The organism is Burkholderia sp. Tr-20355 (assembly GCF_017104685.1).
In the GTDB taxonomy this organism is placed as follows: domain Bacteria; phylum Pseudomonadota; class Gammaproteobacteria; order Burkholderiales; family Burkholderiaceae; genus Burkholderia; species Burkholderia seminalis.
In genome coordinates, this window is the sequence record NZ_JAAGPK010000017.1 from 39,931 (window position 1) to 65,340 (window position 25,410).

Annotated in this window: 23 protein-coding genes, 1 pseudogene and 1 riboswitch; of the genes and pseudogenes, 17 read left to right on the top strand and 7 right to left on the bottom strand. The window is 68.7% G+C overall.

Annotation, left to right across the window (positions count from 1 at the left end):
• Positions 1-39 precede the first annotated feature (39 nt).
• Together glpK and G3N62_RS07055 are read left to right on the top strand one after the other, a co-directional pair.
• Entirely contained in the window at positions 40-1,542 is a 1,503-nt protein-coding gene (gene glpK, locus G3N62_RS07050; RefSeq protein ID WP_034189035.1) for a glycerol kinase GlpK, read from the top strand.
• An 80-nt stretch (positions 1,543-1,622) separates the two neighbouring features.
• Positions 1,623-2,339 carry an MIP/aquaporin family protein gene (locus tag G3N62_RS07055; RefSeq protein ID WP_027785355.1) on the top strand — a complete coding sequence of 239 codons (717 nt, stop codon included), beginning with the start codon at positions 1,623-1,625 and terminating at the stop codon, positions 2,337-2,339.
• A 74-nt stretch (positions 2,340-2,413) separates the two neighbouring features.
• Here G3N62_RS07055 and G3N62_RS07060 read toward each other — a convergent pair.
• Positions 2,414-2,626, bottom strand: a pseudogene (locus G3N62_RS07060) (pyridine nucleotide-disulfide oxidoreductase); the annotation flags it as partial.
• A 180-nt stretch (positions 2,627-2,806) separates the two neighbouring features.
• On the opposite strand from G3N62_RS07060, the gene G3N62_RS07065 reads away from it, so the two are divergent.
• On the top strand, positions 2,807-3,493 hold the full coding sequence (locus tag G3N62_RS07065) for an HAD family hydrolase (RefSeq protein ID WP_034189103.1): 687 nt from the start codon (positions 2,807-2,809) through the stop codon (positions 3,491-3,493).
• Between the two features lie 70 nt (positions 3,494-3,563).
• Here G3N62_RS07065 and ribB read toward each other — a convergent pair whose 3' ends face one another.
• The 3 genes from ribB to G3N62_RS07080 form a co-directional block, all read right to left on the bottom strand.
• Positions 3,564-4,274 (bottom strand): 3,4-dihydroxy-2-butanone-4-phosphate synthase, encoded by a 711-nt coding sequence (ribB, locus tag G3N62_RS07070; protein ID WP_124671112.1) that lies wholly within the window; start codon positions 4,272-4,274, stop codon positions 3,564-3,566.
• Positions 4,275-4,392: 118 nt separating this feature from the next.
• Positions 4,393-4,541, bottom strand: a riboswitch (FMN riboswitch).
• Between the two features lie 186 nt (positions 4,542-4,727).
• The gene (locus tag G3N62_RS07075; protein WP_049031911.1) at positions 4,728-5,411 is read right to left on the bottom strand and encodes an XRE family transcriptional regulator; all 684 of its coding nucleotides are present in this window, start codon (positions 5,409-5,411) and stop codon (positions 4,728-4,730) included.
• A gap of 215 nt (positions 5,412-5,626) precedes the next feature.
• Entirely contained in the window at positions 5,627-6,802 is a 1,176-nt protein-coding gene (locus G3N62_RS07080) for an MFS transporter (protein WP_069706293.1), read from the bottom strand.
• 146 nt (positions 6,803-6,948) lie between these two features.
• On the opposite strand from G3N62_RS07080, the gene G3N62_RS07085 reads away from it, so the two are divergent.
• The 8 genes from G3N62_RS07085 (at position 6,949) to lnt (ending at position 15,250) form a co-directional block, all read left to right on the top strand.
• Positions 6,949-7,881 (top strand): LysR family transcriptional regulator, encoded by a 933-nt coding sequence (locus G3N62_RS07085; RefSeq protein WP_034189031.1) that lies wholly within the window; start codon positions 6,949-6,951, stop codon positions 7,879-7,881.
• Between the two features lie 213 nt (positions 7,882-8,094).
• Complete coding sequence (gene miaB, locus G3N62_RS07090) at positions 8,095-9,468, top strand: tRNA (N6-isopentenyl adenosine(37)-C2)-methylthiotransferase MiaB (RefSeq protein ID WP_034189030.1); 1,374 nt, start codon at positions 8,095-8,097, stop codon at positions 9,466-9,468.
• Positions 9,469-9,497: 29 nt separating this feature from the next.
• Complete coding sequence (locus tag G3N62_RS07095) at positions 9,498-10,544, top strand: PhoH family protein (protein ID WP_034189029.1); 1,047 nt, start codon at positions 9,498-9,500, stop codon at positions 10,542-10,544.
• Positions 10,545-10,678: 134 nt separating this feature from the next.
• Complete coding sequence (gene ybeY, locus G3N62_RS07100) at positions 10,679-11,455, top strand: rRNA maturation RNase YbeY (RefSeq protein WP_124671111.1); 777 nt, start codon at positions 10,679-10,681, stop codon at positions 11,453-11,455.
• A gap of 12 nt (positions 11,456-11,467) precedes the next feature.
• Entirely contained in the window at positions 11,468-12,100 is a 633-nt protein-coding gene (locus G3N62_RS07105) for a gamma-glutamylcyclotransferase (protein WP_034189027.1), read from the top strand.
• Between the two features lie 43 nt (positions 12,101-12,143).
• Positions 12,144-12,293 carry a hypothetical protein gene (locus G3N62_RS07110; RefSeq protein WP_167361875.1) on the top strand — a complete coding sequence of 50 codons (150 nt, stop codon included), beginning with the start codon at positions 12,144-12,146 and terminating at the stop codon, positions 12,291-12,293.
• Between the two features lie 316 nt (positions 12,294-12,609).
• On the top strand, positions 12,610-13,497 hold the full coding sequence (locus G3N62_RS07115) for a transporter associated domain-containing protein (RefSeq protein ID WP_034189026.1): 888 nt from the start codon (positions 12,610-12,612) through the stop codon (positions 13,495-13,497).
• Positions 13,498-13,549: 52 nt separating this feature from the next.
• Positions 13,550-15,250, top strand: a complete 1,701-nt coding sequence (gene lnt / locus G3N62_RS07120) for an apolipoprotein N-acyltransferase (RefSeq protein WP_124671110.1) — start codon at positions 13,550-13,552, stop codon at positions 15,248-15,250.
• A gap of 34 nt (positions 15,251-15,284) precedes the next feature.
• On the opposite strand, the gene G3N62_RS07125 is transcribed toward lnt, so the two are convergent.
• Entirely contained in the window at positions 15,285-16,940 is a 1,656-nt protein-coding gene (locus G3N62_RS07125) for a hypothetical protein (RefSeq protein ID WP_124671109.1), read from the bottom strand.
• A 321-nt stretch (positions 16,941-17,261) separates the two neighbouring features.
• Here G3N62_RS07125 and glyQ point away from each other — a divergent pair, with 321 nt between their 5' ends.
• Genes glyQ through G3N62_RS07150 form a run of 5 tightly spaced genes read left to right on the top strand, consistent with a single transcriptional unit; the run spans position 17,262 to position 22,704 of the window.
• Complete coding sequence (gene glyQ, locus G3N62_RS07130) at positions 17,262-18,266, top strand: glycine--tRNA ligase subunit alpha (protein WP_006477868.1); 1,005 nt, start codon at positions 17,262-17,264, stop codon at positions 18,264-18,266.
• Between the two features lie 22 nt (positions 18,267-18,288).
• Positions 18,289-20,388, top strand: a complete 2,100-nt coding sequence (gene glyS, locus G3N62_RS07135; protein WP_124671108.1) for a glycine--tRNA ligase subunit beta — start codon at positions 18,289-18,291, stop codon at positions 20,386-20,388.
• A gap of 10 nt (positions 20,389-20,398) precedes the next feature.
• On the top strand, positions 20,399-20,962 hold the full coding sequence (gmhB, locus tag G3N62_RS07140) for a D-glycero-beta-D-manno-heptose 1,7-bisphosphate 7-phosphatase (protein ID WP_034189022.1): 564 nt from the start codon (positions 20,399-20,401) through the stop codon (positions 20,960-20,962).
• A 43-nt stretch (positions 20,963-21,005) separates the two neighbouring features.
• Complete coding sequence (locus tag G3N62_RS07145) at positions 21,006-21,770, top strand: lysophospholipid acyltransferase family protein (protein WP_034189021.1); 765 nt, start codon at positions 21,006-21,008, stop codon at positions 21,768-21,770.
• Between the two features lie 46 nt (positions 21,771-21,816).
• A complete protein-coding gene (locus G3N62_RS07150; RefSeq protein WP_059560496.1) occupies positions 21,817-22,704 on the top strand; it encodes a SprT family zinc-dependent metalloprotease in 888 nt (295 codons plus the stop codon).
• A 108-nt stretch (positions 22,705-22,812) separates the two neighbouring features.
• Here G3N62_RS07150 and gloA read toward each other — a convergent pair whose 3' ends face one another.
• Positions 22,813-23,196, bottom strand: coding sequence for a lactoylglutathione lyase (gene gloA / locus G3N62_RS07155; protein ID WP_124671107.1), 384 nt, complete (start codon positions 23,194-23,196; stop codon positions 22,813-22,815).
• 348 nt (positions 23,197-23,544) lie between these two features.
• Here gloA and G3N62_RS07160 point away from each other — a divergent pair, with 348 nt between their 5' ends.
• Entirely contained in the window at positions 23,545-24,480 is a 936-nt protein-coding gene (locus G3N62_RS07160) for a DMT family transporter (RefSeq protein WP_124671106.1), read from the top strand.
• An 89-nt stretch (positions 24,481-24,569) separates the two neighbouring features.
• On the opposite strand, the gene rsmA is transcribed toward G3N62_RS07160, so the two are convergent.
• Entirely contained in the window at positions 24,570-25,397 is an 828-nt protein-coding gene (rsmA, locus tag G3N62_RS07165; protein WP_034189018.1) for a 16S rRNA (adenine(1518)-N(6)/adenine(1519)-N(6))-dimethyltransferase RsmA, read from the bottom strand.
• Between the last annotated feature and the right edge of the window lie 13 nt (positions 25,398-25,410).

Consider the following 25,410-nt stretch of genomic DNA (forward strand, 5'->3'; position numbering starts at 1 on the left):
CATCACAACTACGCCAATCCACGGATGGAGATGAGAGACATGCAGGACCAGTACATCCTCGCGCTTGACCAGGGCACCACGAGTTCCCGCGCGATGCTGTTCGATCGCCAGGGCAATATCGTTTCGATCGCCCAGAAGGAATTCGAACAGATCTACCCGCAACCCGGCTGGGTCGAGCACGACCCGCAGGAAATCTGGTCGACGCAAGCCGGCGTCGCCGCGGAAGCCGTCACGCGCACGGGCCTGAACGGCACGTCGATCGCCGCGATCGGCATCACCAACCAGCGCGAGACGACCATCGTCTGGGATCGCGAGACGGGCCAGCCCGTCTACAACGCGATCGTCTGGCAGGACCGCCGCACGGCCGACTTCTGCGACTCGCTGAAGAAGCAGGGGCTCGAGGCGAAGGTGCGCGCGAAGACCGGCCTGCCGATCGACTCGTACTTCTCCGCGACGAAGATCCGCTGGATCCTCGACAACGTGCCGGGCGCACGCGAGAAGGCGCGCCAGGGCAAGCTCGCGTTCGGCACCGTCGACAGCTGGCTCGTGTGGAACTTCACGAAGCACGAACTGCACGTGACCGACGTGACGAACGCATCGCGCACGATGCTGTTCAACATCCACACGCGCGAGTGGGACAGCGAGCTGCTCGAGCTGCTCGACATCCCGCGCAGCATGCTGCCGGAAGTGAAGGCGTCGTCGGAAATCTACGGCCACACGAAGACCACCGTGTTCGCGTCGAAGATCCCGCTCGCGGGCATCGCCGGCGACCAGCACGCGGCGCTGTTCGGCCAGATGTGCACGACGTCGGGCATGGTGAAGAACACCTACGGCACCGGCTGCTTCCTGATGATGAACACCGGCAACAAGCCGATCGAGTCGAAGAACAACCTCGTCACGACGATCGCGTGGCAGATCGGCGACGACGTGCAGTACGCGCTCGAAGGCAGCATCTTCATCGCGGGCGCGGTCGTGCAGTGGCTGCGCGACGGCGTCGGCATCATCAAGACGGCCGCGGAAATCGAAGCGCTCGCCGCGAGCGTGCCGCATACCGACGGCGTCTACCTTGTACCCGCGTTCGCAGGCCTCGGCGCGCCGCACTGGAACGCACGGGCGCGCGGTTCGGTATTCGGCGTCACGCGCGGCACGACCTCCGCGCATCTCGCGCGCGCGGCGCTCGACGCGATCGCGTACCAGTCGCTCGACGTGCTGGCCGCGATGGAAGCCGATTCGGGCATCAGCATCGGCGAGCTGCGCGTCGACGGCGGCGCAAGCGCGAACAACCTGCTGATGCAGTTCCAGGCCGACCTGCTCGGCGTCGATGCGGTGCGCCCGCAGATCACCGAGACGACCGCGCTCGGCGCGGCCTACCTCGCGGGCCTCGCGATCGGCTACTGGAAGAACCTCGACGAAGTGCGCGACCAGTGGCAGCTCGATCGCCGCTTCTCGCCGTCGATGCCGAAGGAGCAGGTCGATCGCTGCATGTCCGGCTGGCAACGCGCGGTGCGCGCCGCGAAGGCATGGGCCGACGACGCCCAGTAATCCTCCGGTATCCCAACGAAATACAACAACACCGGCGGACCGCGCCACGCGCGAGTCCGCCGCGACATACGAGAGACAACATGTCACCTTATATTGCAGAATTCATCGGCACGGCGATCCTCGTGCTGCTCGGCAACGGCGCGGTCGCAAACGTGCTGCTTGCAAAGACCAAGGGCAAGGGCGCGGACCTGATCGTGATCGTGATGGGCTGGGCGATGGCCGTGTTCGTCGCCGTGTACGTGACCGCGTCGTTCAGCGGCGCGCACCTTAACCCGATCGTCACGATCAGCCTCGCGCTCGCGGGCAAGTTCGCGTGGTCGAAAGTCGGCGGTTACGTCCTCGCGCAGATGCTCGGCGGGATGGCCGGCGCGCTGCTCGTGTGGCTCGCGTATCGCCAGCACTTCGCGAAGGAAGCCGATGCGGACCTGAAGCTCGCGGTGTTCTGCACGGCGCCGGCGATCCGCAGCGTCACGCACAACGTACTGACCGAAGCGATCTGCACGTTCGTGCTGATCCTCGGCGTGCTGTACCTCGCGTCGCCGCAGGTCGGCCTCGGCGCACTCGACGCGCTGCCCGTCGGCCTGCTCGTGCTGGGCATCGGCATCTCGCTCGGCGGCCCGACCGGCTATGCGATGAGCCCGGCGCGCGACCTGTCGCCGCGCATCATGCACGCGCTGCTGCCGATCCCCGGCAAGCGCGACAGCGACTGGCGCTATGCGTGGGTGCCCGTCGTCGGCCCGCTGCTCGGCGGCGCCGCGGCAGCCGGCCTGTATCTGCACCTGCACGCCACGATCTGATCGCGGCCTGAACGAAGCGCGTGGCGTTCGGCGCCGCGCGCTTCGTCCTTCTCTCGCCCCGCCCCCCCTTTTTGCTACCGGTCGCTCGCGGCCGTCACCCGCGATTTCCGCTTCACGTTCGTCTCCATGACGACGGCCGGCGTCACGTCGATCACGCGCTCGACCGGCATTCTCTCCAGCCGCATTTCCCAGACGAATCCCGATGCACGCCCGAAGCCGCTTGCGGCGGCGAGCCGCGCGATGCGCATCGGATGGGAGTGGATTTCCGCGTCCTCGTCGAGCACGCGCCCGCCCGTCGGCACGCCCTTCGACAACGGCGGCCGCGCGCCTGACAGGCGGGCCTCCGCACCGATCGGCACGACCCGGCCGCATCGGGCAAATTTGCCGAAACGTCACGCGGCGCGCGCATGAAAGCACGTATGATGGCGAATTGATCGGCGTCGCCGATTGTCCGCTTGTTCACCATCATGCTCGATCACCTCATCTGCGACTGCGACGGCGTGCTCGTCGACAGCGAAGTCATTGCCGACCGCGTGCTGCTCGACACGCTGTCCGCCACGTTCCCGAACCTCGATTTCGAAGCCGCCGCGAAATCGGCATTCGGCCAGCAGACGTCGCGCTTCCTCACCGGGATCGAATCCCGCTTCGGCATCGAGATGCCCGCGAACTTCATCGAGACCATCGAACACAACATCGAGGTCGCGCTCGCGCAATCGCTCGCACCGATCTCCGGCGTGCGCGATGCGCTGCTGAAGGTCACGCTGCCGGCGGCGGTCGTCTCGAACAGCCGGCTCGTGCGGGTGCGCAATTCGCTGAAGCGCGCGTCGCTCACCGAGATCTTCGGCGAGCGCGTGTTCAGCTCGGAACAGGTGGCACGACCGAAACCCTACCCCGACGTCTACCTGCACGCGGCGCAGACGCTCGGCGTCGCGCCGGCGCGCTGCATCGTCGTCGAGGACAGCGTATCGGGGTTGAATGCCGCGCGGGCGGCCGGGATGAAGACGATCGCGTTCGTCGGCGCGAGCCACATCCCCGACAATTACGCGGACGCGCTGCGCGCGATGGGCATCACACGGATCATGCGCAAGATGGACGAACTGCCGTCGCTCGTCGAGGCCGGCATGCGCGGCGAATTCGGCGACGTGCAGTCCTGAGATTCATGCAGGCCGGATCAGGTCGATCCGGCCCGCTACGGGTGCGCGAACGCACCCGCTTTCCCGTCACTCAGGCCGGCTCGCAGCAGCGCTCGCGCGCGGCCGCCAGCGCCTCGCGGAACTCGACGAGTTCCGCGATCGTCAGCATCGGCAGCCCGTGCCGTTGCGCGAAACGCTCGACGTCGTCGCCGCGCGTCATCGTGCCGTCGGGATTCATCAGCTCGCACAGCACGCCGGCCGGCTTCAGGCCCGCGAGGATCGACAGGTCGACCGTGCCTTCGGTGTGACCGCGGCGCGCGAGCACGCCGCCCGGTTGCGCACGCAACGGAAACACGTGGCCGGGGCGCACGATGTCGTGCGGCTTCGCGCCTTCCGCGATCGCCGCGCGGATCGTCGTCACGCGGTCGGCCGCCGACACACCGGTATGCACGCCTTCGCGCGCTTCGATCGACACCGTGAACGCGGTGCCGTTGCGGCTCTCGTTGGTCTGCACCATCGGCGGCAGCTCGAGCGCGCGCACCGTGTCGTCGGTCAGGCACAGGCACACGATGCCGCTGCACTCGCGGATCAGCAGCGCCATCGTCTCGGGCGTGATGCGCTCGGCGGCGACGATCAGGTCGGCTTCGTTCTCGCGGTCGTGGTCGTCCTGCAGCACGACCGCGCGGCCGGCGCGCATCGCGTCGAGCGCAGCGGCGATGCGCAGCGGCACCGGTTCGGAATCCAGCAATGGGAGATCGGCAAAGGCGTCGGCCGGTGCCGACGAACGGGACATCAAGGACATGTGAAACGCTCCTCGCAAATACGATTTGGGCGAAAAACGTTCCAGGGCATTGCAAACAGACAGAACGACAACCCGCTTCGCACGCATCGCGAAGCGGCCCTGACGGACATGACTATCTGCACATCTTCTCTCATCCGGACTATGACCGTCGGCTCTGGCATTCGACCAGATCTGCTGACCCCGCGCGGATGCGCGGGCGCTCGCGGGCTCGCCGGCTTACGCCAGCCTACCGCCGGTGGGGATTTTCGCCCCGCCCTGAAGACGCACTGATTGCCGGACGGGGGTTCCCCGTCAACGGCGGGCCAAGCATACAACAGCTGCGCACGAAGCGCAGCGCACCACACCTAAAACCTTACTGACGACTCCGTCTAACGGCATCGTCCGAACGGCCGACTCTCCGGCCGCACGCCCGCGAGACAACGGCAAAGCGGCCGTTGCGTCGCGCCCGCGCGGTCAGTGGGCCGCATGCGCCGCATCGGGCACGAGCCAGCGCGGCGGCACCTCGGGGCTCACCGTCACGCGAAACGCGCGCGCTTCGCTGTCGCCGGGGTTGCGCAGGCTGTACGGCTGGTCGGCATCGAACACGATCGCGTCGCCGGTCGCCAGCAACTGACGGCGGTCATGCACGCTGACTTCGAGCGTGCCTTCGCTGACGACGAGGTTGATCGTCGTGCCGGGGGCACGGCGCGCGCCGGGCTCCGTATGCAGCGGCGCGATCCGCAGTTCGTGGAATTCGGCCGCGGCCGGCTCGCCTTCCGGATACAGCGCGCGTGCGGAGAAACGCCCGTTCGAACTGACGACGCGCGACGCGCGCTCCGCCGCCAGGTGCTCGAAGCCGTTTACCGCGTGGCGGCGCAGGAACGCGGCGACCGACACCTTCAGCGCCGCGGCGATCTTGCAAAGCACCTTGATCGACGGCACGCTGCGCGCCGACTCGATCTGCGCGAGCATCGCGCGGGATACGCCGGACAGCCGCGCGAGCGCATCGAGCGACAATTGCCGCTCGGCGCGCAAACGCGCGAGGTTCACGCCGACGACCTGCTCGAGGGCGTCGAGCGACGCGGACGCGTGCAGGTCGGCCGCGTTGCCGGACTCGAAGGAAGACACGTCGCGCACGAGCGCCAGGGATGAAGACATAGCATTGCCTCCGGGCCGCCGTGCGGCCCTGCGTAGGGGGTAAGCCGGGATCGGAATCGGGTTGCGCCAGCCATGGCGCGTATCGAGACGCTATCACCCGGCCTGGCACGGGCAAACGAAGTTATCTTCACACCGTTATCAGCATTGCGGAGGAATGCGTTTCTCGCGAACCTTTTCCTGCCGCTATCGCGTCGCCGCCCGGCCCCGTGACGCGCTCACTGCGCTGCCGGCGCCGCGCCGCGTGCCGGGCCGCGCGCGTCGAGCCGCATCGCGAGCCACGTGACGACCAGCGCCGCGAACGTGACCGCGACGGCGACCCACGGCAGCGCGTCGAGCGCGAGGCCGTGCTCCAGCGCGAGGCCGCCGAGCCACGCGCCGCCGGCGTTGCCGACGTTGAACGCGCCGATGTTCAGCGTCGACGCGAGATGCGGCGCGCTCGCGGCCTTCTCGACCACGCGCGCCTGCAGCGGCGGCACCGTCGCGAACGCGGCGATCCCCCACACGAATACGGTGACGGCGGCCGCGACCGGCAGGTGGCTCGTCTTCGCGAACACGGCCATCACGGCCATCAGCGCGACGAGGATCGCGATCAGCGACGGCATCAGCGCGCGGTCGGCGAGCTTGCCGCCGAGCGTATTGCCGATCGTCAGCCCGGCGCCGAACAGCACGAGGATCAGCGCGACCGAACGCGGCGCGTAGCCCGACACGGTTTCGAGAATCGGCGCGATGTACGTGAACACGACGAACACGCCGCCGAAGCCGAGCACCGTCATCAGCAGCGCGAGCCACACCTGCGGCTCCTTCAGCACGCGCACTTCGTGGCCGAGGCCGACCGGCCCGCTGTCGTGGCGGTTCGGCACCAGCGCGGCCACGCCGCCGAGCGACAGCACGCCGAGCGCGGCGACGATCCAGAACGACGCGCGCCAGCCGAGCAACTGGCCGACGAAGGTGCCGAACGGCACGCCGAGCACGTTCGACAGCGTGAGCCCCGTGAACATCAGCGCGATCGCGCTCGCGCGCTTGTCGGCCGGCACGAGCGACGCGGCGACCACCGCGCCGATCCCGAAGAACGAGCCGTGCGCGAACGACGTGACGACGCGCGCGACCATCAGCATCGCGTAGCCGGATGCGGTCGCGCACAGCACGTTGCCGACGATGAAGATCGCCATCAGCAGTTGCAGCGCGGCCTTGCGCGGCATGCGGCTCGTGAGCACCGCGAGCAGCGGCGCGCCGACCGCCACGCCGAGCGCGTAGCCCGTGACGAGCAGGCCGGCCGACGGCAGCGACACGGCGAGGTCGTGCGCGACTTCGGGCAGCAGGCCCATGATGATGAATTCGGTGGTGCCGATGGCGAAGGCGCTGATCGCGAGCGCCAGTAACGGGATGGGCATGACGTTCTCCGGAAGGCGGCGGCCGCGGCGCCCGATCGGTGCCGCACCGCACAAGAAGCGGGATGTGCGCGCATTGTCCCGAAGACGCCTATATTTGATAATTGGCGTGACATTTGAACCATTTTCAAAAATTTCTGGAAAATCGCATGGACCGACTGGGCGATATCCGGCTGTTCGTCGAAGCCGCGGAGCTAGGCAGCCTGTCGGCCGCCGGGCGCAAGCTGAACCTCACGCCGGCCGCCGCGAGCGCGCGCCTCGCGAAGCTCGAGGCGAAGATCGCGACGCGGCTGTTCGAACGCTCGACGCGGCAGTTGCGGCTCACCGACGAGGGCAGGCTGTACCTGAACTGCTGCCGCCAGGCGCTGCAGGCGCTCGACGACGCGGACGCCATGCTGCAGGAAGGCCGCAACGTCGTCGGCGGCAAGGTGCGGCTGTCGTCGACGTCCGATTTCGGCCGCAACCAGCTGCTCGACTGGCTCGACGAATTCACGACGCTGCACCCCGACGTCACGTTCGCGCTGACGGCATCCGATTCGTCGTCGAACCTGTGGCAGGACGAGATCGACCTCGCGATCCGCTTCGCCGCGCCGCCGGACGGCGCGCTGATCGCCCGCCGGCTCGCCACCAACCGGCGCGTGCTGTGCGCAGCGCCGTCGTTCGTCGAGCGTCACGGCTCGCCGGCCGATCCGCACGATCTGGCCCGTTTTCCATGCAACGTGATCACGATCGCGTCCGGGCCGATGAACACCTGGCATTTCACGCGCGGCGACGAGGTGCAGATCCATACGGTGCCCGTGTCGACCGCGTTCGAGACCAACGACGGCGGCCTCACGCGCGAATGGACGCTGCGCGGCCACGGCATCGCGCTGAAGTCGCTGTGGGACATCGCCGACGACGTCCGCGCGGGCCGCCTGCGCGTGCTGCTGCCCGACTGGCGGCACCAGGACGCGCCGCTGCACGCGATCTATCACAGCAAGCGCTACATGGCGCCGCGCGTGCGCGTGCTGCTCGACTTCCTCGCCGAACGCTTCGCGCGCGAGGAAACCGCGCTCGACGACCTGCTGAACGCGTGCCGCTGACGGCCGGTTCCCGGCCTTTCAGGGGTCGGAACCTGACACCCGGCGTCGCGCGGCCGCAACCCGCCGCCCGTCCGGGGCGGCGCGAAAAGCTATAATGGAAGGCTTTTCCGACGGCCTTTCCTGCTCGCCGCGCGCATCCGCGTGCCGCGCACGGCCGTCCCGATTCACCCTTGACGACGCCCCCAGGTCAACCACTGCGAACGGCGAATCCCCATGACCAAGAAAGTTTACGTAAAGACCTTCGGCTGCCAGATGAACGAGTACGACTCGGACAAGATGGTGGACGTGCTCAACGCCGCCGAAGGCCTCGAGAAGACCGATACGCCCGAAGACGCGGACATCATCCTGTTCAACACCTGCTCGGTGCGTGAAAAGGCGCAGGAGAAGGTGTTCTCCGACCTCGGCCGCGTGCGCGAGCTGAAGGAAGCGAAGCCCGGCCTGCTGATCGGCGTCGGCGGCTGCGTCGCGAGCCAGGAAGGCGCGTCGATCGTGTCGCGCGCGCCGTACGTCGACCTCGTGTTCGGCCCGCAGACCCTGCACCGCCTGCCGCAGATGATCGACGCGCGCCGCGCGAGCGGCCGCGCGCAGGTCGACATCACGTTCCCGGAAATCGAGAAGTTCGACCACCTGCCGCCCGCGCGCGTCGAGGGGCCGAGCGCGTTCGTGTCGATCATGGAAGGGTGCTCGAAGTACTGCAGCTACTGCGTGGTGCCGTACACGCGCGGCGATGAAGTGTCGCGCCCGCTCGACGACGTGCTGACCGAAGTGGCCGGCCTCGCCGACCAGGGCGTGCGCGAAGTCACGCTGCTCGGCCAGAACGTGAACGCGTACCGCGGCGCGCTGGCGGCCGGCTCGTCCGACATCGCCGATTTCGCGACGCTGATCGAATACGTCGCCGACATCCCGGGCATCGAGCGGATCCGCTACACGACGTCGCACCCGAAGGAATTCACGCAGCGCCTGATCGACACCTACGCGAAGGTGCCGAAGCTCGTGAGCCACCTGCACCTGCCGGTCCAGCACGGCTCCGACCGCATCCTGATGGCGATGAAGCGCGGCTACACGGTGCTCGAATACAAGTCGGTGATCCGCAAGCTGCGCGCGATCCGCCCCGACCTGTCGCTGTCGACCGACATGATCGTCGGTTTCCCCGGCGAGACCGAGGACGATTTCGACAAGATGATGGCCCTGGTGCACGAGATGAGCTACGACACGAGCTTCTCGTTCATCTACAGCCCGCGCCCCGGCACGCCGGCCGCGAACCTGCACGACGACACGCCGCGCGACGTGAAGCTCAAACGCCTGCAACATCTGCAGGCGACCATCGAGGAGAACGTCGCACGCATCAGCCAGTCGATGGTCGGGAAGGTCGAGCGGATCCTCGTCGAGGGCCCGTCGCGCAAGGACCCGAACGAACTCGCGGGCCGCACCGAGAACAACCGGGTCGTGAATTTCCCGGCGCCGCTCGCCGCGCACCCGCGCCTGATCGGCCAGATGATCGACGTGCGGATCAACCATGCGTACCCGCATTCGCTGCGCGGCGAGCTCGTGCTCGTCAGCGGCGATGCGAGCGCGGCCACCCACTGATTGACGCTCAACAGGAGCCCGACGCTACTTTGAAGACCGTCCAAGCACTGGAATTCACTGCCCCGCGCGACGACAACGCGCGCCTCGCCAACCTCTGCGGCCCGCTCGACGAGAACCTGCGGCAGATCGAACAGGCGCTCGACGTCACGCTCGCGCGGCGCGGCCACCGGATCACGATCCGCGGGCGCGGCGCGAAGCTCGCGCTCGCCGCGCTCGAGAACTTCTACAACCGCGCGCGCGATCCGCTGTCGGTCGACGACATCCAGCTCGCGCTGGTCGAGGTGCGCCACACGACCGGCAACGGCCGCCAGGACACGCTCGACGTGCGCTTCCGCGGCGACCCCGACCATCCGTTCGACGAGCCCGTCGTGCAGCTCGACGCCAGCGAGCCAGACGAGGAACCCGCGCCGAAGCTGTACACGCGGCGCGCCGACCTGCGCGGCCGCACGCCCGCGCAGCGCGAGTACCTGAAGCAGATCCTGTCGCACGACGTGACGTTCGGCATCGGGCCGGCCGGCACCGGCAAGACCTACCTCGCGGTCGCGTGCGCGGTCGATGCGCTCGAGCGCGACCAGGTCAAGCGGATCGTGCTGACGCGCCCGGCCGTCGAGGCCGGCGAGCGGCTCGGCTTCCTGCCGGGCGATCTCGCGCAGAAGGTCGACCCGTACCTGCGCCCGCTGTACGACGCGCTGTACGACCTGCTCGGCTTCGACAAGACCGCGAAGATGTTCGAGCGCCAGATGATCGAGATCGCACCGCTCGCGTACATGCGCGGCCGCACGCTGAACCACGCGTTCATCATCCTCGACGAGGCGCAGAACACGACGCCCGAGCAGATGAAGATGTTCCTCACGCGGATCGGCTTCGGCTCGAAGGCCGTCGTGACCGGCGACACGAGCCAGGTCGACCTGCCGCGCGGCCACAAGAGCGGCCTCGTCGAGGCGCAGCAGGTGCTCGGCGGCGTGCGCGGCATCGCGCTCACGCGCTTCACGAGCGCGGACGTCGTGCGTCATCCGCTCGTCGCCCGCATCGTCGAGGCGTACGACGAGTTCCACGCACAGCATCAGGACGGCTGAGCGGCAGCCTGCCCTGCCCCCACCCTGCCGGCCCGGCCCGCCACACGGCGCGCCGGGCTTTTTTTGCCCGGTCGAATTCGGGTGGGATCGGCCGTTTGGTGTATCCTCGACGCGTCCCAATCGCCGTACGCGTCATGAAATCTTCCCGTTCCCGCAAGTCCGGTCGCGCCCAGTCCGCCGCGCCCGAATCCCCCCGTCTTTCGCTGTTCGACGCGAAGGGCAAGGCCCGCACCGTCAACGCACAGGGCCTGCGGATCGACTTCCCGGACGGCCGCAGCCTGATGTTCGACCTGTCGGGCAGCTCCGGCGACGCGGCCGTCGCGATCGTCGCGCAGCACAACGATCCGGCGATGCGCGCGAAGCTCGCGCTGCAGCCGGAGCACTACGACAGCGTAACGCTGCACGTGGGGGCCGAGCTCGCGCCGCGCGAGGACGACCACGACGACGCACCGCGCGCGCTGGAACTCGACCTGTCCGTGCAGTATGGCGACGAAATCACGAGCGACGTGCGCAAGACGCTGCCCAAGCGCAAGCTGATCGCCGAATGGATCGAGCCGGCGCTGTTCGCGAGCGCGCAGCTCACCGTGCGCTTCGTCGGCGAAGGCGAAGGGCGCACGCTGAACGCCGGCTACCGCCACAAGGACTATCCGACCAACGTGCTGACCTTCGCGTACGACGCGGCGCCCGACGGCACCGTGATCGGCGACCTCGTGCTGTGCTGCCCGGTCATCGAGAAGGAAGCGCACGAGCAGGGCAAGCCGCTCCTGGCCCACTACGCGCACCTGCTGGTGCACGGCGCGCTGCACGCGCAGGGCTACGACCACGAGACGAGCGACGAGGACGCGGCCGAAATGGAAGCGCTCGAAGTCGACATCCTCGCGAAGCTGGGCTTCCCGAACCCGTACCAGTAAGCCTTTCGCACGATGCGCAACGCCGCGATGCTCCCGCCCGCCTACCCGCCGTCGATCGGCGACGGGCGCCTGCTGACGGAAGACGAGCTCGCGGCCTCGCTCGCGCACACGATGCGCGACTGGGACGGCCGGCAGGATCTCTGGCTGTTCGGCTATGGCTCGCTGATCTGGAACCCCGGTCTCCCGACCGTCGCCGCCGTGCGCGGCAAGGTACACGGCTACCACCGCGGGCTCTACCTGTGGTCGCGCGTGAACCGCGGCACGCCCGAACGCCCGGGCCTCGTGCTCGCGCTCGATCGCGGCGGCTCGTGCTCGGGCATCGCGTTCCGGCTGTCGGGCCCGACCGCGCAGCCGCACCTCGAGACACTGTGGAAGCGCGAGATGCCGATGGGGTCGTACCGGCCCGCGTGGCTGCCCTGCACGCTCGAGAGCGGCGAACGCGTGAACGCGCTCGCGTTCGTGATGCGCCGCGACGTACCGACCTATACGGGCAAGCTGTCCGACACCGTCGTGAAGGAAGTGTTCAGCTGCGCGGCCGGCCGCTACGGCACGACGCTCGACTACGTGAGCCGCACGGTCGACGCGCTGCGCGCGAGCGGCATTCCCGATCGCGCGCTGGAAGGGTTGCTCGCACGATGCAAGTGACGCGATCCCGCACCGCCCGCGCATTCGAACGAGGCGCCCACCGATGAAACCGTCACGCTGGTCGCGCTGCAAGGTCGCCGCGCTGCTCGTCGCCGCGAGCGTCGCCTTGTCCGGCTGCGGGATCCTGGGCTGCGGCGGCGCCGCGACCAACGGAGCGGCCGCCGGCGGCTGCTCGGCCGGCATGCGCTTCTGAGCCCCCTTTCGCCCCCGTCTTCGACCGCGATCGCATGCGGCGGATTGCCGCCGATGCCAACCGGCCGGCCGGTCGTTTTCCCCGTTGCGCCGCCCCGTCCTGCCCGAACCTGTTTTTTGCGCTGCTGCGCCTTCGCCCTTTTCTGGGATAGGATGGACCCGAGGACGAGGTCGCGCCCGGCGCGGCCGTCCGCGAGCGGGGCCCGCGAGCCGCCCGCCCTGGCCGTGCGGCCGGGGTGACACGGTCGCGTCGTGCCCTTGGTGTATCCTTGCCTACTCCGTGACAGCGCGCCCCGGCATGACCCGGGCGCACCACCATGAACGATTCGTATCCCAGTCGTAAGCCAACCGACAAACCGCAAGAAAAGCGCTCGCTGCTCGAGCGCCTGACCGACTTCATCTCGCCCGAGCCCGAATCCCGCGGCGAGCTGCTGGAAATCCTCCAGGACGCCCACGAACGCAACCTGATCGACGCCGACTCGCTGTCGATGATCGAAGGCGTGTTCCAGGTCTCCGATCTGTGCGCCCGCGACATCATGGTGCCGCGCGCGCAGATGGACGCGATCAACATCGCCGACAAGCCCGAGGATTTCATCCCGTTCGTCCTCGAAAAGGCGCACTCGCGCTACCCCGTGTACGAGGAGAACCGCGACAACGTCATCGGCGTGCTGCTCGCGAAGGATCTGCTGCGCTTCTATGCCGAAGAAGAGTTCGACGTGCGCGGGATGCTGCGCCCGGCCGTGTTCATTCCGGAATCGAAGCGCCTGAACGTGCTGCTGCACGACTTCCGCGTGAACCGCAACCACCTCGCGATCGTCGTCGACGAATACGGCGGCGTGGCGGGCCTGATCACGATCGAGGACGTGCTCGAACAGATCGTCGGCGACATCGAGGACGAATACGACTTCGACGAAGAAGCCGGCAACATCATCTCGGGGCCGGACGGCCGCTTCCGCGTGCGTGCGCTCACCGAGATCGAACAGTTCAACGAGGCGTTCGGCACCGATTTCCCCGACGACGAAGTCGACACGATCGGCGGCCTGATCACCCATCATTTCGGACGCGTGCCGCATCGCGGCGAGAAGCTGCAGCTCGGCAACCTCGTGTTCGAGATCCAGCGCGGCGATGCACGCCAGGTGCATGTGCTGCTGGTGCGCCGCAACCCGCTCGCCAGCCGTCGCGCCGAAACCTCGCACGAAGACTGACCGTTCCGCGCCAGCCGCGTTTCCTTCAACCGCTCGCCCACTTCCGCTTCACATGGACGATCCGATCCCGTCCCGCCCGGCTGGCGGCCTCCTCGCGCCGGCGCCCGGTCGCGCGCTGCCGCGCTGGCACTACCCGGCCGCGCTGCTCGCGGGCGCGGCCAATACGCTCAGCTTCGCACCGACGCCGCACGGCGGCTGGCTGCAACTCGTCGTATTCGTCTGGTTTTTCGCGCAACTGACGCGCACGTCGAGCTGGCGCGGCGCCGCGCTCACCGGCGGCGCATTCGGCTTCGGCAACTTCATCAGCGGCATCTGGTGGCTCTACATCAGCATGCACGTGTACGGCGAGATGGCCGCGCCGCTCGCGGGCGGCGCGCTCGTGCTGTTCGCGCTGTACCTGTCGCTGTACCCGGCGTTCTCGGCCGGGCTGTGGTCGTTCTGCGCGGGCCATGCGTGGCATCGCCGTACCCCCGATCCACGTCCGTTCTCGCCGACCTGGCACGGCGCGTTCGCGTTCGCGAGCGCGTGGGCCTTCGGCGAATGGCTGCGCGGCACGCTGTTTACCGGCTTTCCGTGGCTCGCCAGCGGCTACCCGCAGGTCGACGGCCCGTTCGCGGGCTTCGCGCCGGTGGTCGGCGTATACGGGATCGCGTGGGTACTCGCGCTGTTCGCGGCGCTGGTCGTGCAGGCGCTCGTCGCCGCGCGCCCGGCGCCCGCGCGTGACAACGGCGCCGGGAGTGCCGGCGGCAACCCGCGCGTGCGCATCGCCGCGCCGGCCGGCGCGGCGGTCGCGCTCGTCGCGGCCGGCCTCGGGCTGTCGCAGGTCACGTGGACGGTGCCCGCGAATGCGCCGCTCACCGTGCGGCTGCTGCAGGGCAACGTGAAGCAGGACATCAAGTTCGAGCAGGAAGGCATCGACGCGGCGATCAAGATGTACCAGCGGATGATCATCGAGAAGCCGGCCGACCTGATCGTCACGCCGGAGACCGCGATCGCCGTGATGATCCAGGAACTGCCCGAGCCGTTCGCCGTCGCGATCCGCAAGTTCAGCGACACGACGGGCTCGGCCGTGCTGTTCGGCGCAGTCGGCGCGTCGGTGACCGAGGACGGCCACTACGTCGACTATACGAACAGCCTGTACGGCGTGACGCCGAACTCGCGCGACATCTATCACTACGACAAGCACCATCTCGTGCCCTTCGGCGAATTCATCCCGTGGGGTTTCCGATGGTTCGTCGACCTGATGAAGATGCCGCTCGGCGATTTCGCGCGCGGCGCGCCGGTGCAGAAGCCGTTCCTCGTGCACAACCAGCCCGTGATGGCCGACATCTGCTACGAGGACTTGTTCGGCGAGGAAATCGCCGCGACGATCCGCGACAACCCGCAGCCGCCCGGCGTGCTCGTCAACGTGACGAACCTCGCGTGGTTCGGCGACACGATCGCGCTCGACCAGCACCTGCAGATCGCGCGGATGCGCTCGCTCGAAACGGGCCGGCCGATGCTGCGCTCGACCAACACGGGGATGACCGCCGCGATCGACGCGCACGGGCGCGTGCTCGGCCAATTGAAGCCGTTCACGATCGGCTCGCTCGACGTGCGGATCGAAGGCACGAGCGGCTTCACGCCTTACGTGACGAGCGGCAACAACATCGTGCTCGCGGTGTCGTTCGTGCTGCTCGCGTTCGGCTTCACGTTCGGGCCGGGGCTGCGCCGGCGCAATGGCCGCAACAACGGCGGCGATCAACCCGAATGACGCAAGCGGCGGCCGGTGACCGCTTGCCGGCCGTTCAGGCCTGCCGGGCCGGCTGACCCGGTCGATCCGGCTGCGCGACGAGGCTGCGCAGGTCGCGACTCACCGCCTCCATCACCGGCTGCCACGCGTCGAACGCCGGCTGCCGGTACAACGTCGCGCTCGGATACCACGGGCTGTCCGTGCGTTCGAGCATCCACGGCCAGTGCGGATTCACGTCGAGCAGCACCCACGTGCGCGCCCCGAGCGCGCCCGCCAGGTGCGCGACCGACGTGCACACGGTCATCACCAGATCCAGCGCGCCGATGAATGCGGCCGTATCGTCGAAGCTCGTCAGCTCCGCCGTGAAATCCTCGATCGCGAAACCGGCCGCGCGCGCCGCCGCGACATCCGCGTACGCGCCCGGCTGCAGCGAATAAAACGCGACGCCGTCGATCCCGCGAAACGCGTCCGCATAGCGCTCGAGCCCGACGCGCCGAAACGGGTTGCGCTGGTGGCCCGCGCTGCCCGTCCACACGAGCCCGACCTTCAGCCGGCGCTCGCCCGCAAGCCGCGCGCGCCACGCATCGCGCGCGTGCGGATCGGCCCGCAGGTAAGGCACCGACGATCCGAGCGTCTCGTTCTCCATGCCGAGCATCAGCGGCAGGCCGATCAGCGGCACCTCGTAATCGAATGCCGGCAGCGCGTCGACGCCGCCGCCCGCACCGAATACGTCCACGTGCGCGCCAAGACTGCGCTGCATCAGCGTGCCGACCTGCGGGAACGTATTCCACGCGAGCCGGCCGCCTTCGCGATGCACGCGCTCGGCGAGCGGCGCGACGTAGCGGCAGAACTGCAGCACGTCGCCGAGCCCCTGTTCGCCCCATACCAGCAGCGTCTTGCCTGCCAGCGGCTCGCCCTGCCAGCGCGGACCCGGCAGCGCCGGCCGGCGGCCGCGCAGTTCGCCCGCGCCGTCCCAGCGCGCCTCGTGGCCGCGCCAGCCGGCCGCGTAGTTGCCGCGCACGAGCTGGATGATCGCGAGGTTGAAACGGAACGACGCGTCGTCGGGCGCCAGCTCGCATGCACGCGCCGCGTAACGCTCGGCATCGTCCCAGCGTTGCGCCTCCTTCATCGCCATCGCGACGTTGTTCATCGCGAGCGCGTTGCCGGGCGCGAGGTCGGCCAGCCGCGCGGCGCACGCGAGCGCGCCGTCGAGGTCGTGCGCCGCGATCCGCGCGACGACCAGATTGATCCACGCCTGCACGTCTTGCGGATCGTGCTTCACAGCCGCGTCGAGCAGCGCGATCTCCTCCGCGCGGTCGCCACCCGACAACCGCAGCGCGATCGCGAGGTTGTTGCGCAACGACGGCCGGCCCGCATCGATCGCCAGCGCCGCGCGGTACGGCGCGACGGCATCCGCGTGGCGGTCGGCCATCTGCAGCGCGTAACCGTGATTGAAGTACGCGGTCGCGCCCGGCCGCACGCGCGCCGCGCATTCGGCGAGCGCGAGCGCATCGGCCGTGCGCTGCCGCGCGACGAGCGTCGTCGTGAGCTGCGCGAGCGCATCGGCGTCGACCGCGTGCAGATGGGCGGCAGCGGCGAGCCACAGATCGTGCGCGGCGCGCTCGCCGCGCGCCTGCGCGTCGGCGGCCTGGCCGAGCAGCGCGAGCAGCGGCGGAAGCAGCGGAATGAGGAGGTCGGTCGGGTCGTCCATGCGATCGGCGTCGGCAAGCGGTGACGCGGCACGCGTGGCGCGCGCCGCAATATGCGCATCTTAACGCCCGCGCAAAGCGGCACGGCATGCGCGTCGCGACAACCCCGCGGGCGGCCGCACGGACCGCGCCGCCCGCTCGTGCGGCCCTTCCGGAAGCGCGCCGGCGGCGGCCTCGCCCGCGTTCCGGCCGCATCCGCTCGCCGATCCGGTAAAATTACGCGTTTCAGCACACTAACAAGCCGCGCCGCCGCGCGAGCCGACCCTCCGGGCCCCGCCCGGAGCGCCGCCCGCAACGGAGCGCCAGCGCCACGAAGGCTCTTCATGCTTACGTTTCAGCAAATCATCCTGACGCTGCAGTCCTACTGGGACAAGCAGGGTTGCGCCCTGCTCCAGCCCATCGACATGGAAGTCGGCGCGGGCACGTCGCACGTCCACACGTTCCTGCGCGCGGTCGGCCCCGAGCCGTGGCGCGCCGCGTACGTGCAGCCGTCGCGCCGCCCGAAGGACGGCCGCTACGGCGAGAACCCGAACCGCCTGCAGCACTACTACCAGTACCAGGTCGTGCTCAAGCCGGCGCCGGAAAACATCCTCGACCTGTACCTCGGCTCGCTCGAAGCGCTCGGCTTCGACCTGAAGCAGAACGACGTGCGCTTCGTCGAGGACGACTGGGAAAACCCGACGCTCGGCGCGTGGGGGCTCGGCTGGGAAGTGTGGCTGAACGGGATGGAAGTCACGCAGTTCACGTATTTCCAGGAAGTCGGCGGCCTCGAATGCAAGCCGGTGCTCGGCGAGATCACGTACGGCCTCGAACGCCTCGCGATGTACCTGCAGAAGGTCGAGAACGTGTACGACCTCGTGTGGACCGAGTGGGAAGAGCAGGGCCCGAACGGCCCCGAGCTGCGCCGCCTGTCGTATGGCGACGTGTACCACCAGAACGAGGTCGAGCAGTCGACCTACAACTTCGAGCACGCGAACGTCGACCTGCTGTTCACGTTCTTCAACAGCTACGAAGCGGAAGCGAAGAAGATGATCGACGCGCAGCTCGCGCTGCCCGCGTACGAGCTCGTGCTGAAGGCCGGCCACACGTTCAACCTGCTCGACGCCCGCGGCGCGATCTCGGTCACCGAGCGCGCGGCGTACATCGGCCGCATCCGCGCACTGTCGCGTCTCGTCGCGCAGGCTTACTACGACTCGCGCGAGAAGCTCGGCTTCCCGATGCTCGGCAACCCGCCGGGCGTGCCGGGCCTCACCACCGACGCCCAGGACGCCGCGCAGCCGGCATGGGCGCCGCCGCTCAAGGTCGAACGCAAGATCGATCAGGACTGACGAGACGAGAATCATTCCAACCATGACGCACAATCATCCCGCCCCCCTGCTCGTCGAACTGCTGACCGAAGAGCTGCCGCCGAAGGCCCTCGCGCGCCTCGGCGACGCATTCGCGGAAGGTCTCGCGCAACGCCTCGCGGCGCGCGACCTCGTCGAAGGCGAACTCGTGTTCGAACGCTACGCCACGCCGCGCCGCCTCGCCGTCGTCGTGCAGAACGTGCGCGCCGTCGCGCCTGACAAGCAGGTCCGCGAAAAAGTCCTGCCGGTGTCGGTCGCACTCGACGCCGAAGGCAAGCCGACGGCGCCGCTCGCGAAGAAGCTCGCGGCACTCGGCCACCCGAACCTGTCGATCGCCGATCTCGAGCGCGCGCAGGACGGCAAGGCCGAAGCGTTCTTCATCAACTACTCTGCGGCCGGCGCGACGCTCGCCGACGGCCTGCAGGCCGCGCTCGACGAAGCGCTCGCGAAGCTGCCGATCCCGAAGTTCATGACGTACCAGCGCCCGGACGGCTCCGACGTGAAGTTCGTGCGCCCGGTCCATCGCCTGACCGTGCTGCACGACGACCGCATCGTGCCCGTCACCGCGTTCGGCGTCGATGCCGGCGACACCACGCTCGGCCACCGCTTCCTGTCCGACGGCCTCGTCGCGATCCAGCATGCGCGCGCGTACGCCGACACGCTGCGCGACAAGGGCCGCGTGATCGCGCACTTCGCCGATCGCCGCGAAACGATCCGCACGCAACTGAACGAACACGCGAACGGCGATACCGTCGTGATGCCCGAATCGCTGCTCGACGAAGTGACGTCGCTGGTCGAATGGCCGGTCGTCTACCCGTGCCGCTTCGAGGACGAATTCCTGCAGGTTCCGCAGGAATGCCTGATCCTCACGATGCAGACGAACCAGAAGTATTTCGCGCTGACCGACGTCGCCGGCAAGCTGCGCTCGCGCTTCCTGATCGTGTCGAACATCGAGACGAAGACGCCGGGCGAGATCATCGAAGGCAACGAGCGCGTCGTGCGCCCGCGCCTCGCCGACGCGAAGTTCTTCTTCGAGCAGGACAAGAAGAAGCCGCTCGCCGACCGCGTGCCGCAACTCGCGAACGTCGTGTATCACAACAAGCTCGGCTCGGCGCTCGCGCGCGTCGAGCGCCTCGAGGCGCTGGCCGGCGAGATCGCGCCCGCGATCGGCGCCGACGCCGCGCACGCGAAGCGCGCCGCGCGCCTCGCGAAGGCCGACCTGCTGACCGACATGGTCGGCGAGTTCCCCGAACTGCAGGGCACGATGGGCACGTACTACGCGCGCCACGACGGCGAAGCCGACGACGTCGCGCTCGCGTGCGCCGAGCACTACCAGCCGCGCTTCTCCGGCGACGCGCTGCCGACCACGCCCGTGTCGACGGCCGTCGCGCTGGCCGACAAGCTCGAGACGATCGTCGGCATCTGGGGCATCGGCCTCGCGCCGACCGGCGAGAAGGACCCGTTCGCGCTGCGCCGCCACGCGCTCGGCGTGCTGCGCCTGCTGCTCGAGAAGCAGCTGCCGCTCGATCTCGTGTCGCTGCTGCGCACGGCCCACGCGCGCTTCGAAGGCGTGCCGGGCGTCGCCGAATCGACCGACGCGATCCTCGCGTTCTTCATGGATCGCCTGCGCGGCCTGCTGCGCGAGCGCGGTTATTCGGCCGGCGAAATCGACGCGGTGCTGAGCCTGAACCCGACGCGCGTCGACGATCTCGTCGCGCGCCTCGACGCGGTGCGCGAATTCACGCGCCTCGCGGAAGCCGAAGCGCTCGCGGCCGCGAACAAGCGGATCTCGAACATCCTGAAGAAGTCGGAAGGCGGCGCGAACGGCACGGTGCAGCCGGCGCTGCTCGTCGAGGCCGCCGAGAAGGCGCTGCACGAACAGCTCGCGGCCGTCACGCCGCACGTGCAGTCGCAGCTCGAGGCGCGCGCGTACACGGGCGCGCTGTCGGCGCTCGCCGCGCTGCGCGCGCCGGTCGACACGTTCTTCAACGACGTGATGGTCAATGCGGAAGATCCGGCACTGCGAGCCAACCGTCTCGCGCTGCTGTCCGCGCTGCACCAGCAGATGAACTGCGTCGCCGACATCTCGAAGCTCGCCGCATAAGGGCCGCACGATGCCGATCAGCCCCAACCGAAAGCTCGTCGTCCTCGACCGCGACGGCGTGATCAACGTCGATTCGGATGCGTTCATCAAGACGCCCGACGAATGGATCGCGCTGCCCGGCAGCCTCGAGGCGATCGCCCGGCTCAACCACGCGGGGTATCGCGTGGTCGTCGCGACCAACCAGTCCGGCATCGGTCGCGGGCTGTTCGACATGGCCGCGCTCAACGAAATGCACCTGAAGATGCATCGCGCGGCGGCCGCGGTCGGCGCGCGCATCGACGCGGTGTTCTTCTGCCCGCACACGGCCGAGGATCACTGCGACTGCCGCAAGCCGAAACCCGGCATGATGCAGATGGTCGCCGAGCGCTTCGAGATCGATCCCGGTCACACGCCGGTGGTCGGCGATTCGCTGCGCGACCTGCAGGCCGGCGTCGCGGTCGGCTTCCAGCCGCACCTCGTGCTGACCGGCAAGGGCAAGAAGACGCTCGCCGCGGGCAACCTGCCGCCCGGCACGAAGGTCCATGACGACCTGCGCGCGTTCGCGCTCGACTTTCTTTCACACGAACACGAGTGATGCGGCAGCCGCGCGCATCCTCCCTCACACCAGACTCACGCCGATGCGCTTCGTCCGCTCCCTGCTGCTGCTGATCTACTTCATCCTGTACACGGTGCCGTACGCCACCGCGTGCTTCATCGCGTTCCCGTTCATGCGCCCCGACGCACGCTACTGGATGGCCGCCGGCTGGTGCAAGTCGACCCTGTGGGTCGTGCGCTGGCTGAACGGCATCCGCTACCGGATCGAGGGGATGGAAAACCTGCCCGACGGCCCGGCCGTGCTGCTGTCGAAGCATCAGTCGGCGTGGGAGACGCTCGCGTTTCCGGCGCTGATGCCGAAGCCGCTCTGCTACGTGTTCAAGCGCGAGCTGCTGTACGTACCGTTCTTCGGCTGGGCGCTCGGCATGTTGCACATGGTCAACATCAACCGCAAGGAAGGCAAGAACGCGTTTGCGTCGGTGATCCGCCAGGGCAAGAAGCGCCTGTCGGAAGGCGCCTGGATGATCATGTTCCCCGAAGGCACGCGCACGCCGGTCGGCAAGCAGGGCAAGTACAAGACGGGCGGCGCACGCTTCGCGATCGAAACCGGCACGCCGGTCGTGCCGATCGCGCACAATGCAGGTCGGGTCTGGCCGCGCAACTCGTTCACGAAATTTCCGGGTATCGTCACCGTGTCGATCGGCAAGCCGATCCCCAGCGACGGGTTGACGCCCGATGCATTGAACTCGCAGGTCGAAGCATGGATCGAAGCGGAAATGCGCCGCATCGATCCCGATTCCTATCGCCAGGCGGGCAATGCCGGCACGCGCGATGCCGCGCGTGCCTGAAGCCCCCGGATTGCAGCCGTTGCGTACGACAAAAAGAAGCGAACTGATGAAACAGCGTCCGCGGCCACGGCCTGCCGTCGTGGCCCTCGATCATCGCCAGATGGATCTGCCGCTCTTCGACGGGCCGGCCGCCGCACCGTCGGCGCCCGCCGCGCCGCCGGCGCCGCCTGAAGCCGCTCCCACCGCCCCGCCCGCTCCGGGCGCGGCACCCGACCGCTCGCGCGTGCGCACGTTCGCGCTCGACAGCCGCGTGCTCGAATACCGGCTGAAGCGGTCGGCACGCCGTACGATCGGCTTCACGATCGACGGCAGCGGGCTGTCGATCACCGCGCCGCGCTGGGTCACGCTCGCCGACATCGAAGCGGCGATCTCGGAGAAGCAGCGCTGGATCTTCGCGAAGCTCGCGGAGTGGAAGACGCGCACCGAACAGCGCGCGCTGCCGCAGATCGACTGGCGCGACGGCGCGCAGCTGCCGTATCTCGGCAAGACGGTGACGATCGCGCTCGGCGCGGGCGCCGTCGCATTCGACGCCGATGCGCTGCGGCTGTCGCTGCCACTGCCCGTGCAGGCCGACATGCAGCAGATCAAGGATCGCGTGCAGGGCTGGCTGCAGGGCGAGGCGAAACGCATCTTCGGCGAACGCCTGCCGGTCTACGCGGAAAAACTCGGCGTCACGTATTCGATGTACGCGCTGTCGTCGGCCGCGACGCGCTGGGGCAGCTGCTCGAGCGACGGCAAGATCCGCCTGAACTGGCGGCTGATCCATTTCCCGATGTCGATCATCGACTACGTCGTCGCGCACGAGCTGTCGCACCTGCGCGAGATGAACCACAGCCCGGCCTTCTGGCAGACCGTCGAATCGATCTTCCCCGAGTTCCGCGAAGCGCGGCACACGCTCAAGCACCACCCGCCCGAGCTGCTGCCGTCGCTTTGACATGACGCGCGCGGCAGCGCCGTCGATGCAAAAGGGCGATGCGGGTCACCCCGCATCGCCCTTTTTGCCGCCATGCGCATCGCACGCAGCGGCCCGTTCGTCCGGCGCTTACTTCTTCTGGATGAACTCGATCTTGTAGCCGTCCGGATCCTCGACGAACGCGATCACGGTCGTGCCGTGATTCATCGGGCCTGCTTCGCGCGTGACCTTGCCGCCTTGCGCCTTGATCTTCTCGCACGCGGCGTACGCATCCTCGACCGCCACGGCCAGGTGGCCGAAGCCGTTGCCGAGATCGTAGGACGGCGTATCCCAGTTGTGGGTCAGCTCGATCACGGTGCCGGTGCGTTCGTCTTCGTAGCCGACGAACGCAAGCGTGAACTTGCCTTCCGGATAATCCTCGCGACGCAGCAGCTTCATGCCGAGCAATTCGGTGTAGAACTTGATCGAGCGGTCGAGATCGCCAACTCGCAGCATCGTATGCAGCAAACGCATGTCTTGTACTCCTGTGGGGACTTTCCAGAACCGGAAACTCTACCAGAGTCGGGTGAAACTCGCCGGGGGCGCCTAGCCGGGGGCGCCTAGACCGGGCGGCCGATACCGCGCATCGGGGCACGCGCGCAATGGCGGAAAACGGCACGGTCCGGCTCGCCCCGTCGATCGTGCCGATCGGGTAACATCCCTCCACTTCGCACCAAAAGCGGGCATGCCACGCACCACCCGAACGCGACCACCCACCCTTCCCTGACGCCACACTGCCGTGCGAAACCGCCAATTCGAGCGCGCCCGACGCGCCGCCCGCCCGGCCTCGCTGCCGCCGTCCCGATCGAGCGAGGCGCGCCGATGACCCCACTCGCCGCCGCCCACGTGCGCCGCGCGCTCGACCTGCGCGCCGCCGGCCTGATGTTGCTGCTGTGCGCGATCTGGGGCTTCCAGCAGGTCGCGATCAAGTACACGAACGCCGCGATCGCGCCGATGTTCCAGGCCGGGCTGCGCTCGGTGATCGCCGCCGCGCTGCTGTGGGGCTGGGCCCGCGCGCGCGGCACACCGCTGTTCCGGGCCGACGGCACGTTCGGCGCGGGCCTCGCGGCCGGTGCGCTGTTTGCCGGCGAATTCATCTGCGTGTTCTTCGGGCTCACGCTGACGAGCGCATCGCACATGGCGATCTTCCTGTACACGGCGCCGTGCTTCACCGCGCTCGGCCTGCACCTGTTCGCACCGGGCGAGCGGCTGCAGCGCACGCAATGGGCCGGCGTCGGCCTCGCGTTCGCCGGCATCGCGCTCGCGTTCGCGGACGGCTTCCTGACGCCGCGCGCGCCCGGCGCTTCGGTGCTGGCCGGGCTGGCCGGCGACGCGCTCGGGATTCTCGGCGGCGCGATGTGGGCCGCGACGACGGTCGTCGTGCGCTCGACGGCGCTCGCGCGGGCGAGCGCGAGCAAGACGCTGTTCTACCAGCTCGCGGTGTCGGCGGTCGTGCTGGTCGCGCTCGCCGCGCTGTTCGGCCAGGTGTCGTTCGCGCACGTGACGCCGATCGCGGTGGCGAGCCTCGCGTACCAGTCGGTGATCGTCGCGTTCGTCAGCTACCTGTCGTGGTTCTGGCTGCTGACGCGCTACAGTGCGTCGCGGCTGTCCGTCTTCACGTTCCTGTCGCCGCTGTTCGGCGTCGCGTTCGGCGTGCTGCTGCTCGGCGAGTCGGTCGGCTGGCGCTTCATGTCCGCGGCCGCGCTCGTGCTGGCCGGCATCGCGCTCGTCAACGCGCCGCCGCGCAGGCGGGCGTAGGCGACCGGCCACATACACGCGTGCAATGAAAAGGGCTGCCCGTCGGGCAGCCCTTTCGTCACCTGCGGTCCGGCTTCGCGCGCCGCGCGTCAGCCGGCCTTGCGCACTGCCGCGAGCGCCTGCGCGACGCCGACGTATTCGGCCACGCTCACGTCCTCGGCACGACGCGCGAGATCGAAACCGAGCGCATCGAAATCGATCGTCTGGCGATAGTCGCCGAGCGTGTTGCGCAGCATCTTGCGGCGCTGCGAGAACGCGGCGGTGACGATTTCGCCGAGCAGCACGGGATCGACGTCCGGCAGTTCGTGCGGCTCGTACGGAATCATCCGGACGATCGCCGAATCGACCTTCGGCGGCGGCTGGAACGATTCCGGCGGCACGTCGAGCATCTTTTCCATCACGTAGCGGTACTGCAGCATCACCGACAGGCGCGAGAACGCCTTCGTGCCGGGCTCCGCGACCATCCGTTCGACGACTTCGTTCTGCAGCATGAAATGCTGGTCGATGACCGCATCGGCGAACGTCATCAGGTGGAACAGCAGCGGGCTGGAAATGTTGTACGGCAGGTTGCCGACGATGCGCAGCGACGGCTGGTCGCCGGGCGCCGCCAGCGAACGGAAGTCGAACGCGAGCGCGTCGCCCGCATGCAGCTCGAGCAGCGCGCCGAAGCGCTGCTGCAGGCGGCCGATCAGGTCGCGGTCGAGCTCGACCGCGTGCAGCGGCGACTCGGGCGTCGCGAGGCGCTCGATCAGCGGCTCGGTCAGCGCGCCGAGCCCGGGGCCGATCTCGACCATGCGCTGGCCGCGCGCGGGGCCGATCGTCGCCACGATCGAATCGATCACGCCGTGATCGACGAGGAAGTTCTGCCCGAAGCGCTTGCGCGCGAAATGGCCTTGATGCTGTCTGCTGTTCGACATCGACTGAGTAAGA